Source organism: Streptomyces sp. NPDC107765 (assembly GCF_055657085.1).
On the sequence record NZ_JBVKBL010000011.1, the window covers coordinates 200,671 to 214,044 of the forward strand.

At 74.0% G+C, this 13,374-nt stretch carries 10 protein-coding genes; 8 read left to right on the forward strand and 2 right to left on the reverse strand.

Translation table 11 applies throughout. The annotated features are described in order from the left end of the window. The first annotated feature begins 184 nt into the window (after positions 1 to 184). The 4 genes from ACZ7MX_RS25905 to ACZ7MX_RS25920 all read left to right on the forward strand — a co-directional run bounded on the left by ACZ7MX_RS25905 (position 185) and on the right by ACZ7MX_RS25920 (position 7,043). Positions 185 to 994, forward strand: a complete 810-nt coding sequence (locus ACZ7MX_RS25905; RefSeq protein WP_472135624.1) for a Tat pathway signal sequence domain protein — start codon at positions 185 to 187, stop codon at positions 992 to 994. Between the two features lie 41 nt (positions 995 to 1,035). Then, a complete protein-coding gene (locus ACZ7MX_RS25910; RefSeq protein ID WP_472135625.1) occupies positions 1,036 to 2,388 on the forward strand; it encodes a copper amine oxidase in 1,353 nt (450 codons plus the stop codon). Positions 2,389 to 2,488: 100 nt separating this feature from the next. Then, positions 2,489 to 3,730 carry an SAV2148 family HEPN domain-containing protein gene (locus tag ACZ7MX_RS25915; RefSeq protein ID WP_472135626.1) on the forward strand — a complete coding sequence of 414 codons (1,242 nt, stop codon included), beginning with the start codon at positions 2,489 to 2,491 and terminating at the stop codon, positions 3,728 to 3,730. Between the two features lie 22 nt (positions 3,731 to 3,752). Beyond that, complete coding sequence (locus tag ACZ7MX_RS25920) at positions 3,753 to 7,043, forward strand: BTAD domain-containing putative transcriptional regulator (RefSeq protein WP_472135627.1); 3,291 nt, start codon at positions 3,753 to 3,755, stop codon at positions 7,041 to 7,043. On the opposite strand, the gene ACZ7MX_RS25925 is transcribed toward ACZ7MX_RS25920, so the two are convergent. After that, on the reverse strand, positions 6,989 to 7,810 hold the full coding sequence (locus ACZ7MX_RS25925; protein ID WP_472135628.1) for an SDR family NAD(P)-dependent oxidoreductase: 822 nt from the start codon (positions 7,808 to 7,810) through the stop codon (positions 6,989 to 6,991). The genes ACZ7MX_RS25920 and ACZ7MX_RS25925 overlap by 55 nt on opposite strands. A gap of 231 nt (positions 7,811 to 8,041) precedes the next feature. Between ACZ7MX_RS25925 and ACZ7MX_RS25930 the strand changes: the two genes are divergently transcribed. Next, a complete protein-coding gene (locus ACZ7MX_RS25930) occupies positions 8,042 to 8,761 on the forward strand; it encodes an exonuclease domain-containing protein (protein ID WP_472135629.1) in 720 nt (239 codons plus the stop codon). 136 nt (positions 8,762 to 8,897) lie between these two features. On the opposite strand, the gene ACZ7MX_RS25935 is transcribed toward ACZ7MX_RS25930, so the two are convergent. Then, entirely contained in the window at positions 8,898 to 9,788 is an 891-nt protein-coding gene (locus ACZ7MX_RS25935; protein WP_472135630.1) for an aminoglycoside phosphotransferase family protein, read from the reverse strand. Between the two features lie 175 nt (positions 9,789 to 9,963). On the opposite strand from ACZ7MX_RS25935, the gene ACZ7MX_RS25940 reads away from it, so the two are divergent. Genes ACZ7MX_RS25940 through ACZ7MX_RS25950 form a run of 3 tightly spaced genes read left to right on the forward strand, consistent with a single transcriptional unit; the run spans position 9,964 to position 13,072 of the window. Beyond that, positions 9,964 to 10,908 (forward strand): carbohydrate ABC transporter permease, encoded by a 945-nt coding sequence (locus ACZ7MX_RS25940; RefSeq protein ID WP_467573858.1) that lies wholly within the window; start codon positions 9,964 to 9,966, stop codon positions 10,906 to 10,908. Then, positions 10,905 to 11,744 carry a carbohydrate ABC transporter permease gene (locus ACZ7MX_RS25945; protein WP_472135631.1) on the forward strand — a complete coding sequence of 280 codons (840 nt, stop codon included), beginning with the start codon at positions 10,905 to 10,907 and terminating at the stop codon, positions 11,742 to 11,744. The genes ACZ7MX_RS25940 and ACZ7MX_RS25945 overlap by 4 nt, the downstream gene beginning before the upstream one ends. Continuing rightward, entirely contained in the window at positions 11,744 to 13,072 is a 1,329-nt protein-coding gene (locus ACZ7MX_RS25950; protein ID WP_472135632.1) for an ABC transporter substrate-binding protein, read from the forward strand. Before ACZ7MX_RS25945 ends, ACZ7MX_RS25950 begins: the two co-directional genes overlap by 1 nt. Positions 13,073 to 13,374: the final 302 nt, after the last annotated feature.

The following is a 13,374-nucleotide window of genomic DNA, read 5'->3' on the forward strand; positions in this document are numbered from 1 at the left end:
CGCGGACCGAGGGGAATTCCTTCCCCAACTTGTCGCAACTTGTCCCTCACAGAGGGATTTTCGCGAGATTCCCGCTGAATGGTGGCAACCTGTCGGGATGTCGGATCGTCCTAATGGTCGTCCTACTGGAGGACCCACGGGGGACCGCGACCGCATGTCACGGATGTGACAGCAGGGGAGAACCGTGCACCGACTGTTGCACCGCCACCTCGGGAAGGCCGTCGCCGGTGCCGCCCTGGCGCTGACCGGCACCGCCGTCATGGCCGCCGTCACCCTGCCGGCCGGCGCCGGCGCCACCGGCACGACGGGCACCCGGCCGGCCGGGGCCGGCGCCCCGGCCCCGGGAGGCGGTCCCGGCGCACCGACGCCGGGCGTCGTCGAGCCGGCCGGCATCCAGGGCGCACGCGGCCGGGGACGCGATCCGCTCACCGACGACGAGCTCCGGCGCGCCCGGGACCTGGCGCGGCCGCGCGCCCTGCGCACCGCCGCCAGGAACGTCACCGGCCGCCCGGGACCCGAGCCGCTCCTCACCGATCTGGCCGAACGCCGTCCCTCGGAAGCCGGCCTGGCCGACCCGCCGCGCCGGGCCCTGGTCTCGTTCTACGACTACGCGACCGACGGCTACGTCACCACGACGGTCAATCTGACCACCTCCACGGTGGAGGCCACCGACACCCAGCACGGCGTCCAGCCGCCACCCAGCCGCACCGAGGCGGTCGAGGCCGCCCGGCTGCTGATCGCCGACCCGCTCGGCGCCGGACTGCGAGCGGACTACCGCCACGCCACCGGCCACGACCTCACCGGACCCGACCCGCTCGCGGTCACCGGCTTCGTCTACCGCGGCCGCGCCGAGGGCGACGCCCCGGGCGCCCTGGCCGCCTGCGGACCGCACCGCTGCGTCCGCCTCTTCACCAAGGTCAAGAACGGCCCGTGGATCGACACCCGCCGCCTCGTGATCGACCTCAGCGCCCGCACCGTCGCCCGCCTCGGCTGACCGCCACCGCCACCCTCTTCCTCCTCCCCGGAGCCGCCACCATGCCCGGACGACGCCCCGCCGGTGCCCGCATCCGCCGGCGCACCACCGCGCTCGCCGCCGCCCCTTTACTGCTCACCGCGACCGCCCTGCTGACCGCCCCGGCCGTCCAGGCCGCCCCCGGAGCCCGTGAAGCCCCCGGAGCGCGCGCCGCCCGCGCCGCCCCGACCGCCCCGCCCTGCTCCGCCGCGTTCCGTATCTCCCGGACGCTGGACGGCGGCACCACCTGGCGGATGTGCTGGCACTACGAGGGCAACGCCGGCCTGGTCCTGGACGACGTCTCGTACCGGCCCAAGGGCGAACCCCGCCCGGTCAAGGTGCTCACCAGCGCCCGCCTCGGCCAGATCCACGTCCCCTACGACGACGGCAGGAACGAGTACGACGACCTCACCGGGCAGGGCTTCGCCCAGGGCCTGCAGAAACTCACCCCCGCCGAGTGCCCCGGCGGCACCATCAAGACCGTCAAGGTGCCCGGCGCCTATGACCCCGCCCACCCCGACGTCAGCGGCCTGTGCACCACGACCCGCGCCCGCGGCCACGCCTACCGCGTGGGTCCCTACCCCGGCGAGCAGGCCCCGACCTACCAGCTCCAGGGCCAGGACCTGCTGGTCTACACCGTCAACAAGGTCGGCTGGTACGAGTACCTCACCGAATGGCGGTTCGCCGGCGACGGCACCATGACGTTCCAGGTCGGCGCCACCGGCACCGTCTCGCCCGGTGACTACGACGCCGGCGACGGCCGGGGCATGCCGCTCGGCAAGGGCGCCAAGGACTACGCCACCAGCCACAGCCACAACGTCTTCTGGCGCCTCGACTTCGGCCTGGACGGATCCTCCGCCGACAAGGTCGAGCAGTTCGATTCGGCCACCACCACCCGCCCCGGCGGCAACACGCCCACCATCCGCACCACCCGTACCCCCGTCACCCGGGAACTCGCCGGCGACGCCGGACCGCTGCGCTGGTGGCGGGTGGTCAGCCCCAACGGCCGCAACAAGGACGGCCATCCGCGCTCGTACGAGATCGTGCCGGGCCGCACCAGCAAGTACACCGGCCGCGGTTACACCCGGCACGACGTCTATTTCACGGACTACAACGCCTGTGAGCGGTTCGCCAGCAACAACCTGGCCAACTGCGGTCCGCACACCGGGCGGAGCGTGGACACCTGGGTCAACGGACAGCCGCTGAAACACCCCATCGCGTGGGTCAACATCGGGTTCCACCACATCGCCAGGGACGAGGACCAGGAGCCGATGCCCGTCCACTGGCAGGGCTTCCAGCTGGTCCCGCGCGACGTCACGGCTATGAATCCGCTCACTCCGCCCGCCCTCGCCGGTCACAACGGGCACTATGGATAAGGGGAGTTGGTAGACGTCTCGACCCATCCTGCTGCACCGCCTCCCGCACCGCAGTAGTCTGCCTTGATCGTTGGCACGGGGGTTCGGAAGGCGGTGGCAGGTGAGCGGCGGGCTGGAGTTGCCCCCTGGTGACGAGAGTCATGAGGGGCATGACGGCGGCTCCGTCGACGCACCGCCCGGCGCGGTGTCCCTGGCACGACCGCTGGAGATCGGGGCGGAACTGGACTGGGGCGCCGAGGCGTGGAGCGAGGTGCGCACCCGTGCCCGCCGGGCCGGGCGCGCCTACATCTGGCTGAATCTCGTCGAGCAGCGGCTGCGGGCCGTGGTGGCGGCCGTGCTGCGGCCCATCTACGAGCCGGTGCACGGCGACGAATGGGTGATCGCCGCAGCCGGACCCGCCGGTCAGGAATGGGTGCAGCGGGCGGTCGCGGTCCGCGAGGTCAGCCGCCGCAAGGGCTACCTCCTCGACCCCGCGGACGACAACATCGTCAGCTTCCTGACGCTGCCGCAACTCCGCGAACTGATGGTCCAGCACTGGCCCTGCTTCGAGCCCTACTTCGACGACCGCCGGGAGGTCGAACTCGCCCTCGACGAGCTGGAGGTCGCCCGCAACATCGTCTCCCGCAACCGCGCGCTGTCCGAGACCGTCCTCGCCCAGGCCGAGCGCGCCTCGGCCCGGCTGCTGGACATACTCGGCTCCGGTGCCGGCACCCGTATTTCCGGGCGACTGCCCATCGACGCCGTCGAGGACCTCGTCGGGGACCGCTACGCCGACGTCATCGGCGTCCACCCCGACCGGGTCCGCCTCCAGCGCCAGCTGCCGGCCGAGGACCTCTTCGGCGGCGCCCGCCGGCTCGACGCCGTCGGCATCGGGCTCAACCTCCTCGTCCAGAACTACTCCGGCCGCCGCCTGGTCCGGCTCGCCGAATCCGGCTGCCGGGTCCGGCTGCTCTTCCTCAACCCGGCGAGCAGCGCGGTCCGCCGCCGGGAGCGGGAAATCGGCCTGAAGAAGGGCGAGATGAGCCGCTCCATCGAGATGAACATCCTGCACATGCGGCGGGTGCGGGCCCGGCTGCGCGACCCCGGCGCCTTCGAGATCCAGGTCTTCGACGAGACCCCGCGGTTCACCGCCTACCTCGTCGACGGGGACGGGGCGGACGGCCTGGCCGTCGTCCAGCCGTACCTGCGCAAGAGCCGCGGCATGGAATCCCCGGTCTTCGTCCTGCGCGGCGGCTCCCGGGACCTCGTCCGCCAGGACGCCCGGGACGGCGACCACGGGGTGTTCGAGACCTACCGGGAGGAGTTCGAGGGCATCTGGGCGGACTCGCGGCCGGTTTCCTGACCCACCTCGTACGGTTGTGCGTATGCAGTTCCGCGTACTGGGCCCGCTGGACGTGCGGTCCGCCGACGGCCGCCCCGCCCCCGTCCCGGAGAAGAAGGTACGGGCCCTGCTCGCCGCCCTCCTGGCGCACCACGGCCGGCCGGTCGCAGCCGGCCGGCTCATCGAGCACCTCTGGGGCCCGCGGCCGCCCGCCCACCCCACCGCGTCCCTGCAGAGCAAGGTCTCCCAGCTCCGCCGCGCCCTGGACACCGCCGAACCCGGCGCCCGCAACCTGGTGGCCACCGCCCCGCCCGGCTACCGGCTGGACATCACCGCCGACGCACTCGACGCCGGCCGCTTCACCGCGCTCACCACCCGCGCACGCACCGCCCGCTCCGCGGCGGAACGGGCCGGGCTGCTCGCCGAGGCGCTGGACCTGTGGCAGGGCCCGGCGTTCGCCGGCTTCGCGGACGACGACCTGATCCGCCCGGTGGCCGAGGGCCTGGAGGAGCAGCGGCTGACCGCCCTGGAGGAGCACGCCGCGGCCCGCCTGCAGCTGGGCGAGCACACCGCACTGACCGGCGAACTGGCCCCCCTCGTGGCCCGGCACCCGCTGCGGGAACGGCTGCGCGCGCTCCAGCTGACCGCCCTGTACCGGTCCGGCCGGCAGAGCGAGGCGCTGGCCGCGTACGACGAGATCCGCACCCGGCTGGCCGAGGAACTGGGCGTCGACCCCGGCGCCGAACTGACCGCGGCCCACCGGGCGATCCTGCGCCAGGAACCCTGGCAGCCCCGGCCCGTGGCCACCACGACGCCGGCGCACACCCCGGGCGCGCAGCCGCCCCGACACCCCCGCCCCCGCACCAACCTCCCCACCCCGCTCACCGAACTCCTCGGCCGCGAGGAGGCGGTGCACCAGGTCGGGCGGGCCCTGGCGGCCCACCGCCTGGTGACGCTCACCGGCCCCGGCGGGGTGGGCAAGACCCGCCTCGCGCTGGAGAGCGCCGGCCGGCTGGCCGACGACTTCCCCGACGGCAGCTGGCTGGTGGAGCTGGCCGCCCTCGGCCGCCCGGACGACCCGGACCGCGACCGCCGCGCCAAGTGCACCGCCGCCGAGGTCGCCGAGGCGGTGCTGGCCGTGCTCGGTGTCCAGGAGGGCGCGGCGGCCGGGCCGGTGGCCGAACGCGTGGTCGCGGCCGTCCGCGGCAAACGCCTGCTGCTGGTCCTGGACAACTGCGAGCACCTCGTCGACGCGGCCGCCGAGGTCACCGCCGAACTCCTGGCCGCCGCCCCGTCGTTGCGCATCCTGGTGACCGGCCAGGAACCGCTGGGCCTGGTGGGCGAACGGATCCGGCCCGTACCGCCGCTGGCCCCGGACGGCGCGATCGCCCTGTTCGCGGCCCGCGCGGCCGCCGCCGACCCCGGCTTCGTCCTGGACGCCGACAGCGCCCCCGCGGTGGCCGAGATCTGCCGCCGGCTGGACGGCATCCCGCTCGCCCTGGAACTCGCCGCCACCCGCGTCCGCGCGCTGGGCGTACGGGAGCTGAGCGCCCGGCTCGACGACCGGTTCCGGCTGCCGGCGGCCGCCCGGCGCGGCGCCCCGCGCCGCCAGCAGACCCTGCGCGCCATGATCGACTGGAGCTGGGAGCTGCTGCCCGGCCCCGAACGCACCGTGCTGCGCCGGCTGGCCGTCCACGCCGACGGCTGCACCCTCCAGGCCGCCGAAACGGTCTGCGCGGGCGACGGCATCGCCCGCGAGGACGTGCTGGAGCTGCTGGCCCGGCTCGTGGACCGCTCGCTGGTGACGGTCGCCCGGACGCCGTACGGGACCCGCTACCGGCTCCTGGAGACCGTCGCCGCGTACTGCCTGGAACGGCTCCGGGAGGCCGGCGAGCTGTCCGCGGTACGCCGCCGGCACCAGCTCCACTACACCGAACTGGCCGAGCGCGCCGCCCCGTTGCTGTACGGGGCGGCCCAGCGGGAGTGGCTGGAACGGCTCGACCAGGAGACCGCGAACCTGCGCGCCGCCCTGGACGGCGCGGTCGTGGACGGCGCCGCGGACCGGGCGCTCCGGCTGGTGAACGCCCTTGCCTGGTACTGGTTCCTGCGCGGCCGGCTCGCGGAGGCGGGCCGCTCGCTGGACGCGGCACTGACCGCGTCCGCAGGGGCGCACCCGGACGTCCCGGAGGGCCGGCGGCTGCGGGCGGCCGCCTGGCAGGTCGGCATGGCCTCACTGGCCGGCGGGGACGCCGACCCGGTGACCCGGGCGGCCGCCGTCCTGCGCCGCTACGAAGCCCACGACGACCCGGGCGAACGGGCCTGGGCCCAGTGGTTCCTCGGCTACGCCCAAGTGGGCCTCGGCGACCCCGGCGTGGCGGCGGACCGGATGGTGCGGGCGCTGACCGCGTTCCGGGCGCTCGGCGACCGCTGGGGCACCGCGGCGGCGCTGAGCAGCCGCGCCCAGGGCACCGGCGGCGAGGACCTGCCCGCCCGCCGCCGCGCCGCCGAGGAGAGCGCCGCGCTCTTCGGCGAACTGGGCGACCGCTGGGGCCAGTTGCAGGCCACCGACGCCCTGGCCGCGATCGCCGAGATCACCGGCGACTACGGCCGCGCGGCCCGGCTCCACCAGGAGGGACTGCGCAGTGCCGAGGAACTGGGCCTGCGGATCCAGGTCTCGTACAAGCTCTCCGGTCTCGGCCGGATCGCGCTGCTGACCGGCGACCTGGCGGCCGCCCGGGACCACCACGAGCGGGGGCTGCGGCTGGCCGCGGAACAGTCCCACCGGCGTGGCGAGATGTTCGCCGCGTGCGGGCTCGCCCTCGGCGCCAGGAAGGAGGGCCGGCTCGACGAGGCCGAGGCGCATCTGCTGCCCTGGCTGGAGTGGTGCCGCGGCCGGGAGGGCGATCCGGGAACCGCGTTCGTCCTGGCCGAACTGGGCTTCCTCGCCGAACTCCGCGGGGACGCCGCCACCGCCCGCGAGCGCCACCTCGACGGCTTCGCCGCGGCCCGCGCCACCGGCGACCCGCGCGCGGTCGCGCTGGCCCTGGAGGGCCTGGCCGGCGCCCGGACGCTGACCGGTCATCTCGCCTCAGCGGCCCGGCTGCTCGGTGCGGCGGACGCCCTGCGCACCGCCGCCGGCGCACCCCGGCCGGCCGCGGAAGGCACGGACGTGGCCCGCAGCACGACCACCGCGCGCCGCGGGCTGGGCACGGCGGCCTTCGACACGGCGTACGCGCGCGGGGCGGAGCTGACCCCGGAGGAACTGGTGGCGGAGGACTGCTACGGAGTCCCGGTGATCCCGCCGTCCACCCGCAGCTCGATCCCGTTGACGTAATCGGCGCGCGGGCTCGCCAGATAGGCGACCGCGGCGGCGATGTCCTCCGGGCGCCCCAGCCGCCCGGTCGGGTTCGCGGCGTACGCGGCAACGACGTCCGCCTCGTCGACGGCACCCACCGACTCCACGGCCGCCGTGGCGCCGTTCCCCTCGTCCGTCGTGTCCGCCGCCCGTTCCTCGAACATCCGGTACATCGACGGGCTGACGATCACCCCGGGACTCACACAGTTCGCGGTGACGCCCGTCCCGGCGAGGTGGCGGGCCAGGCTCGTCGTCATGTTCACCACGGCGGCCTTGGCGGCGGAGTACGTCACCATGTTGGGCAGCGGCGTCCGCACGGCCCGGCTGCCGATGGTGATGACCCGGCCCCAGCCGTGCGCGCGCAAGGACGGCAGCAGCGTCTGGCTGACCCGCACCGTGGGCAGCACGTTCCCCTCGAAGGCGGCCCGCCAGTCGGACACCCGGGAGCTCTCCCAGTCGTGCTCGGCGAACGGCCCGGCGTTGTTGACGAGGATCTGGACCCCGAAGTCCCGGGCGGTCAGGGCGATCTGCTCCGCCACGCCCGGTTCCGTCAGATCCCCGAGCACCACCTCCGTCCGCACGCCGCGCGCCGCGACCCGTTCGGCGACGGCCGCGGCGGCCCCCGCGTTGCGGCCGTGGACGAGGACCTCGCACCCCTCGTCCGCCAGCGTCTCGGCGATCGTCGCCCCGATCCCCGAACTGCTGCCCGTCACCAGCGCCCCGCGCCCTGCCAGCCGTAGATCCATGCGGCCAGCCTAGGGGGACGCCGCCCCGATCGTGCCCGGCTCGCGGTTCTCGCCGCGGGCCCGGTCCGCCGGGGGCGACGGGCGGCCGGTCGATTGTCAGTGGTGCGTGGGAGAGTGGCGGAGCAACGGGGGCAGTACCACCGAAGGAGGCCGCATGAGCGAGCGTGGCGAGCTCGGCACGGCAAGGAGCGCGCCGGGCGCGTGCCGGGCCGGGCGAAGTGAGGTACCGGCATGAGCTGGCATCAGGAGCTGCTGGTCGGCTTCGACCTGGAGACCACGGGCACGGACGTCGAGCAGGACCGCATCGTCACCGCCGCCCTGGTCCGGCTGGAGGGGGACGGCCGGACGGTGGGGAAGCAGACCTGGCTGCTCGACCCGGGAGTGCCGATACCCGAGGAAGCAGCGGCCATTCACGGCATTTCGACCGCATATGTCCAGGTGTACGGCCGACCGCCCGCGACCGCGATAGAGGAGATCACCGAGGCCCTGGCCGACTCCCTGCGCGCCGACATCCCCCTCGTGGTGATGAACGCCCGCTACGACCTCTCCCTCCTGGACCGCGAGTGCCGGCGCCACGGCATACCGACCCTGACCGAGCGGCTCGGACGCGCACCCGCGCCGGTCATCGACCCGCTGGTGCTCGACAAGCATGTGGACCGCTTCCGCAAGGGACGCCGCGCGTTGCAGGCGCTCTGCGGCCACTACGGCGTCCGGTTGGAGGGGGCCCACGAGGCGGGCGCCGATGCCGCCGCCGCGGCCGGGGTCGCCCGGCGCATCGGCGAGCGCTATCCGGCCGTCGCCCTGCCGTCACCGCGTGCGCTGCACGCACTCCAGGAACGGGCGGCCGCCGAGCAGGCCGCCTCCTTCCAGGCGTATTTGCGCCGCACCGACCCGGAGGCGACGGTCGAGCCGGCCTGGCCGCTGATCCCGTATCAGCCGGCGAGAGTCTGATCCGCCGGCCGCCGGGCCGGGACAGCGGCAGGCGCAGGGGCCGGCCGGTCGCCGCGACGCAGGGCAGGCGCAAGGCACGGCCGGCCGCGGCGACGCAGGGCAGGCGCAGGGCACCATCGGTCGCCGCGACGCCGGGTCAGAAGGGGTACCACCGCACCGTCGCGTCCTTCTCGCGCAAGGAGGCGATCCGGCGCCGGAATTCCTTCAGCGCCGCCGGGTTTCCGGGCGCGTGCTGGGAGACCCAGGCACAGCTCGCGGTCTCCCGCGAACCGCGCAGCACGGCGCAGCCCTCCCAGTCCCGTACGTCCCAGCCGTAGACGGACACAAAGGTGTCGTAGGCGTCCGCGGCCAGGCCGTAGCGGTCCCGGCTGAGCGCCATCACGACCAGGTCGTGCTCCCGCAGGTCGAAGGAGAAGGTCTCCAGGTCGACGAGCACCGGCCCGTCGGGCCCGACATGCACGTTGCGGGTCAGCGCGTCGCCGTGGATCGGCCCGCGCGGCAGATGCGGCTCCAGCGCCGTGGCGGCCGCCGCGAAGGCGTCCCGGCGCCCGCGCAGATACTCCGCGTCCGGCGCCGATACGGCGTCACCCGCCAGCCGCAGCCAGCGCTCGACACCGCCGAGCAGCTCGCGGCGGGGGAGCGCGAAGGGCGGCGCCGGCAGCGCGTGGACGAGCTTGAGCAGCGCGGCGAGGTCCTCGGGACCGGCCGGCCGGACGGCCTCCGGCAGCCGCTGCCAGTACGTCACGGGATGCCCGTCGACGAGCGTGGCCACCGGCTCCGCGGCCCGCACGGCCGGCACGCTCTCGGCGGCCAGCCACTGCGCCACCGCCAGTTCCCGCTCGGCGCGCGCCAGGAGGTCGGCGCTGCGGCCCACCCGTACGACCGGACCGCGCTCGCCGAGGGCGAAGACGGCGTTCTCACCGAGCGCGAGCAGCCGGGCGTCGGCCGCCGCCTCCGGTCGTCCGGCCGCGGCGAGTACGTCCCGGGCGCGCGCCTCCGTGAAGGCGGCCGGGCTCGGTTCGGTCATGGTGCTGCCTCCTGCGATACGTCCGGCCCTCAGTGTCGCAGGTGCGCCGGGGGTCCCAGGATGGGGAGAGCCGGCACGGAATCCGGCCAGGACCTTGACGGCGGCAGCCGGTCTCACGACGATGACGGCGGCCGGTGGGGAGCGGCCACCGGGGGACGGGACGGGGGGCCGATCGATGGCAGCAGCGCCGACCGCGGTGGCGCGGCGGTCCACCACGGCGGGCCCCGGCCGCGCCGGCCGGCCGCGGCGCGACCACGGCGTCTGGTTCCTCGTACTGCCCGCGCTGCTCCCGATCCTGGGCTTGAGCGTCGGGCCGCTGCTGTACGGCATCGGCCTGTCGTTCACCGACGCCCAGTCCGGCCGGACCCGGGCCACCGGGTTCGTCGGACTGCTGAACTTCTCCGACCTCCTGCACGACTCCCTGTTCTGGGACTCCTTCCGGATCGGCCTGATCTGGGCGTTCGGCGTCACGGTCCCGCAGTTCCTGCTCGCCCTCGGCCTGGCCCTGCTGCTCCACCTCGACCTCCGGCTGCGCTGGCTGGCCCGCGCGCTGGCGATCATTCCGTGGGCGATGCCCGAGGTCGTCGTCGGCATCATGTGGCGGCTGGTCTACCACCCCGACGCCGGTGTGCTGAACGAGACCCTGCGCGGTCTCGGCCTGTCCGGGGCCGAGGGGCGGGACTGGCTCAGCGGCCTGGCCACCGCGCTGCCCGCGGTCCTGGTCGTCGGCGTCTGGGCCGGGATGCCGCAGACCACCGTTACGCTGCTGGCCGGTCTGCAGAACGTGCCGCCCGAACTGCACGAGGCCGCGGCCCTCGACGGCGCGGGCGCCTGGCGCCGGTTCCGCACCGTCACCTGGCCCGCCCTCAAACCGGTCGCCCTCGCCGTCACCGCCCTGAATTTTATTTGGAACTTCAACTCCTTCGCCCTGGTCTTCGTGCTGACCGACGGCGGCCCCGGTGGCCGCACACGACTGCCGATGCTCTTCGCGTACGAAGAGGCGTTCCGCTACGGGCAGTTCGGGTACGCCGCCGCGATGGGCCTGGCGATGGTCGCGGTGATCTCCGTCCTGCTGGCCCTCTATCTGGCCGGCCGGCTGAAGGGGGACGAGGACCGATGACCGCATTCCGCCGCACCGCCACCCGCACCGGCCAGTACGCAGCCCTCCTCGGCTACCTCGCCTTCCTCGCCTTCCCCTTCCTCTGGCTGGTCTCCACCGCCGTCAAGCCGCCCCGCGAGCTGGCCGCCGCCCACCCCACCTGGATCCCCGAGGCCCCCACGCTGGCGAACTTCCGGCACGCCTTCGACCAGCAGCCGCTGCTTTCCGCCGCAAGCAACAGCCTGCTGGCCGCCGCGGTCTCCGCCCTGCTCGCCGTCGTGCTGGCGACCCCGATGGCGTACGTCCTGGCCCGTCACCGCACCCGCCTGGCCCGGGCGGCCACCGGCTGGGTCGTCGTCAGCCAGGCGTTCCCCCTGGTGCTGGTGATCATCCCGCTGTTCCTGATCCTCAAGGGACTCCACCTGGTCGACTCCCGGACCGGGCTGATCCTGGTCTACGTGGTCTGGGCGCTGCCGTTCGCGCTGTGGATGCTCACCGGTTACGTCCGGGCCGTCCCCCGCGAACTGGAGGAGGCGGCGGCCGTCGACGGCGCCGGCCGGCTCCGTACCCTGCTGTCCGTCACCGGGCCCCTGCTCGCCCCGGGCATCGTCGCCACCGCACTGTTCGCCTTCCTCACCGCCTGGAACGAGTTCTTCTTCGCCCTGGTCCTGCTCAAGTCGCCGGAAAAACAGACCCTTCCGGTGGTGCTGACCCACTTCCTCGGGGCGGAGGGCGTCGCCGACCTCGGGCCGCTGGCCGCCGCCGCACTGCTCGCCACCCTCCCCGGCCTGCTGCTCTTCGCCGCCCTCCAGCGCCGGATCACCGGTGGCATGCTCGCCGGGGCGGTGAAGAGCTGATGCCCGCCGCCCGCACGCCGGCGCGGCCGGCCCGATGGAGCCGCCGGGGTCTGCTGACGGCCGCCGCCGCGCTGCCCGCCGCGGCCCTCCTCCCGGGCTGCTCCGCCGACCGCCCGCGGCGCGGCTCCGGAGGCCGGATCACCCTGCGCTTCCAGTCGCTGGCCTGGCAGCAGGACTCCGTCAAGGCCAACAAGCAGCTGGTCGCCGAGTGGAACAGCCGTCACCCCGCCGTCCAGGTGAGCTACGTCCAGGGCGCCTGGCCGACCGTCCACGACCAGTTGCTGACCTCCTTCGAGGGCGGCGAGGCACCGGACATCATCCATGACGCCTCCGACGACCTCGCGGACTTCGCCTACGGTGGCGACCTGGCCGACCTCACCTCCCTCCTGCCGGCCCGCCTCAAGGCGGACATCCCCGGCCACAGTTGGGAGACCGCCACCTTCGACGGCCGCATCTACGGCGTCCCGTTCCTCCAGGAACCGCGGGTACTGGTGGCCAACCGCGCGAAACTGCACCGCTCCGGCGTCCGCGTCCCCACCCCGGAACACCCCTGGACCTGGGAGGAGTTCGCGGAGGCGGCCCAGCGGCTGACCCGTGGCACCGACCACGGGGTGGCCTGGCCGCTGAAGGAACCGGTCTCGGCCACCCTCAACCTCTCGCTCTCCACCGGCGGCCGGGTCTTCCACCGCCGCCCGGACGGCCGGGTCCAGGTCCGCTTCGACGCCGTCGACCAGGTGGTCCCGCGGATCATCCACGACCAGGTGAACGTCGACCGCACCGCCGCCCGCACGACGCTGGGCATGGGCGGGTCCGACACCCTCCCCGGCTTCTTCGCCGGGCGGTACGCGATGGTGCCGCTCGGCTTCTCGTACCGCCAGCAGATCGCCCAGCAGGCCCCCAAGGGCTTCGACTGGACCGTGCTGCCGGCCCCCGAGGGAGCGACGCAGGAGCAGGGCGTGAGCCCGCAGACCCTGTCGATCGCCGCGGACTGCCCGTACAAGGAGGAGGCGATGGCGTTCATCGACTTCTTCCTCCGCCCGCCGAACATGGTCCGGCTGGCCCTGGGGGACTGGCTGTTGCCGACGGGCCAGGAGGCGCTGCGTGACCCGGCGCTCCGGGTGCGGCGGTACGACTGGGCGACCGGCACCGCGCTCGCCGGAACCCTGCGCTCCGCCCCGGCCCAGGCCGTCCGCGGCTACCCGGAGTGGAAGGACAAGATCGCCACTCCGGGCCTGCAGGAGTACTACAGCGGCGCGATCGACCTCGATACCCTCCGCAAACGGTTGATCAGGGACGGCAATCTGGTCCTGGCGCGGTACCAGCGCTGAGGAATGACCCCGAAGTCGCCGTACGAGTAACGGAGTTGTGGCCGTGAGTGGGCGTACAGCAATCGCGGCCTGTTTCCCTCCATTTCACGAACGTAAACAGAGTTGAGTCGCCTTGCTTCAAGTCGGCCGCTTGCTTTGAGCAGTTCTGGGCCCTTTTGCATTTTTTCAAGCTTGTTGCCTATCTCACACGATGGGGTCTCCCTTGAATTGGACCCATCAATCAGACAGGGTTTCGAGTCAGCCCGACGCAGATCTTCCTGTGTCCAGGGGCTGTTGGCGCAACGCTTTCCCCCCACACCACG

Excerpts from the sequence above, each read along its gene's own strand:
- ACZ7MX_RS25925 (WP_472135628.1), bottom strand. The coding sequence starts at position 7,810 with ATGGATCTACGGCTGGCAGGGCGCGGGGCGCTGGTGACGGGCAGCAGT.
- ACZ7MX_RS25950 (WP_472135632.1), top strand. The coding sequence starts at position 11,744 with ATGCCCGCCGCCCGCACGCCGGCGCGGCCGGCCCGATGGAGCCGCCGG.
- ACZ7MX_RS25930 (WP_472135629.1), top strand. The coding sequence starts at position 8,042 with ATGAGCTGGCATCAGGAGCTGCTGGTCGGCTTCGACCTGGAGACCACG.
- ACZ7MX_RS25935 (WP_472135630.1), bottom strand. The coding sequence starts at position 9,788 with ATGACCGAACCGAGCCCGGCCGCCTTCACGGAGGCGCGCGCCCGGGAC.
- ACZ7MX_RS25945 (WP_472135631.1), top strand. The coding sequence starts at position 10,905 with ATGACCGCATTCCGCCGCACCGCCACCCGCACCGGCCAGTACGCAGCC.
- ACZ7MX_RS25940 (WP_467573858.1), top strand. The coding sequence starts at position 9,964 with ATGGCAGCAGCGCCGACCGCGGTGGCGCGGCGGTCCACCACGGCGGGC.
- ACZ7MX_RS25920 (WP_472135627.1), top strand. The coding sequence starts at position 3,753 with ATGCAGTTCCGCGTACTGGGCCCGCTGGACGTGCGGTCCGCCGACGGC.
- ACZ7MX_RS25910 (WP_472135625.1), top strand. The coding sequence starts at position 1,036 with ATGCCCGGACGACGCCCCGCCGGTGCCCGCATCCGCCGGCGCACCACC.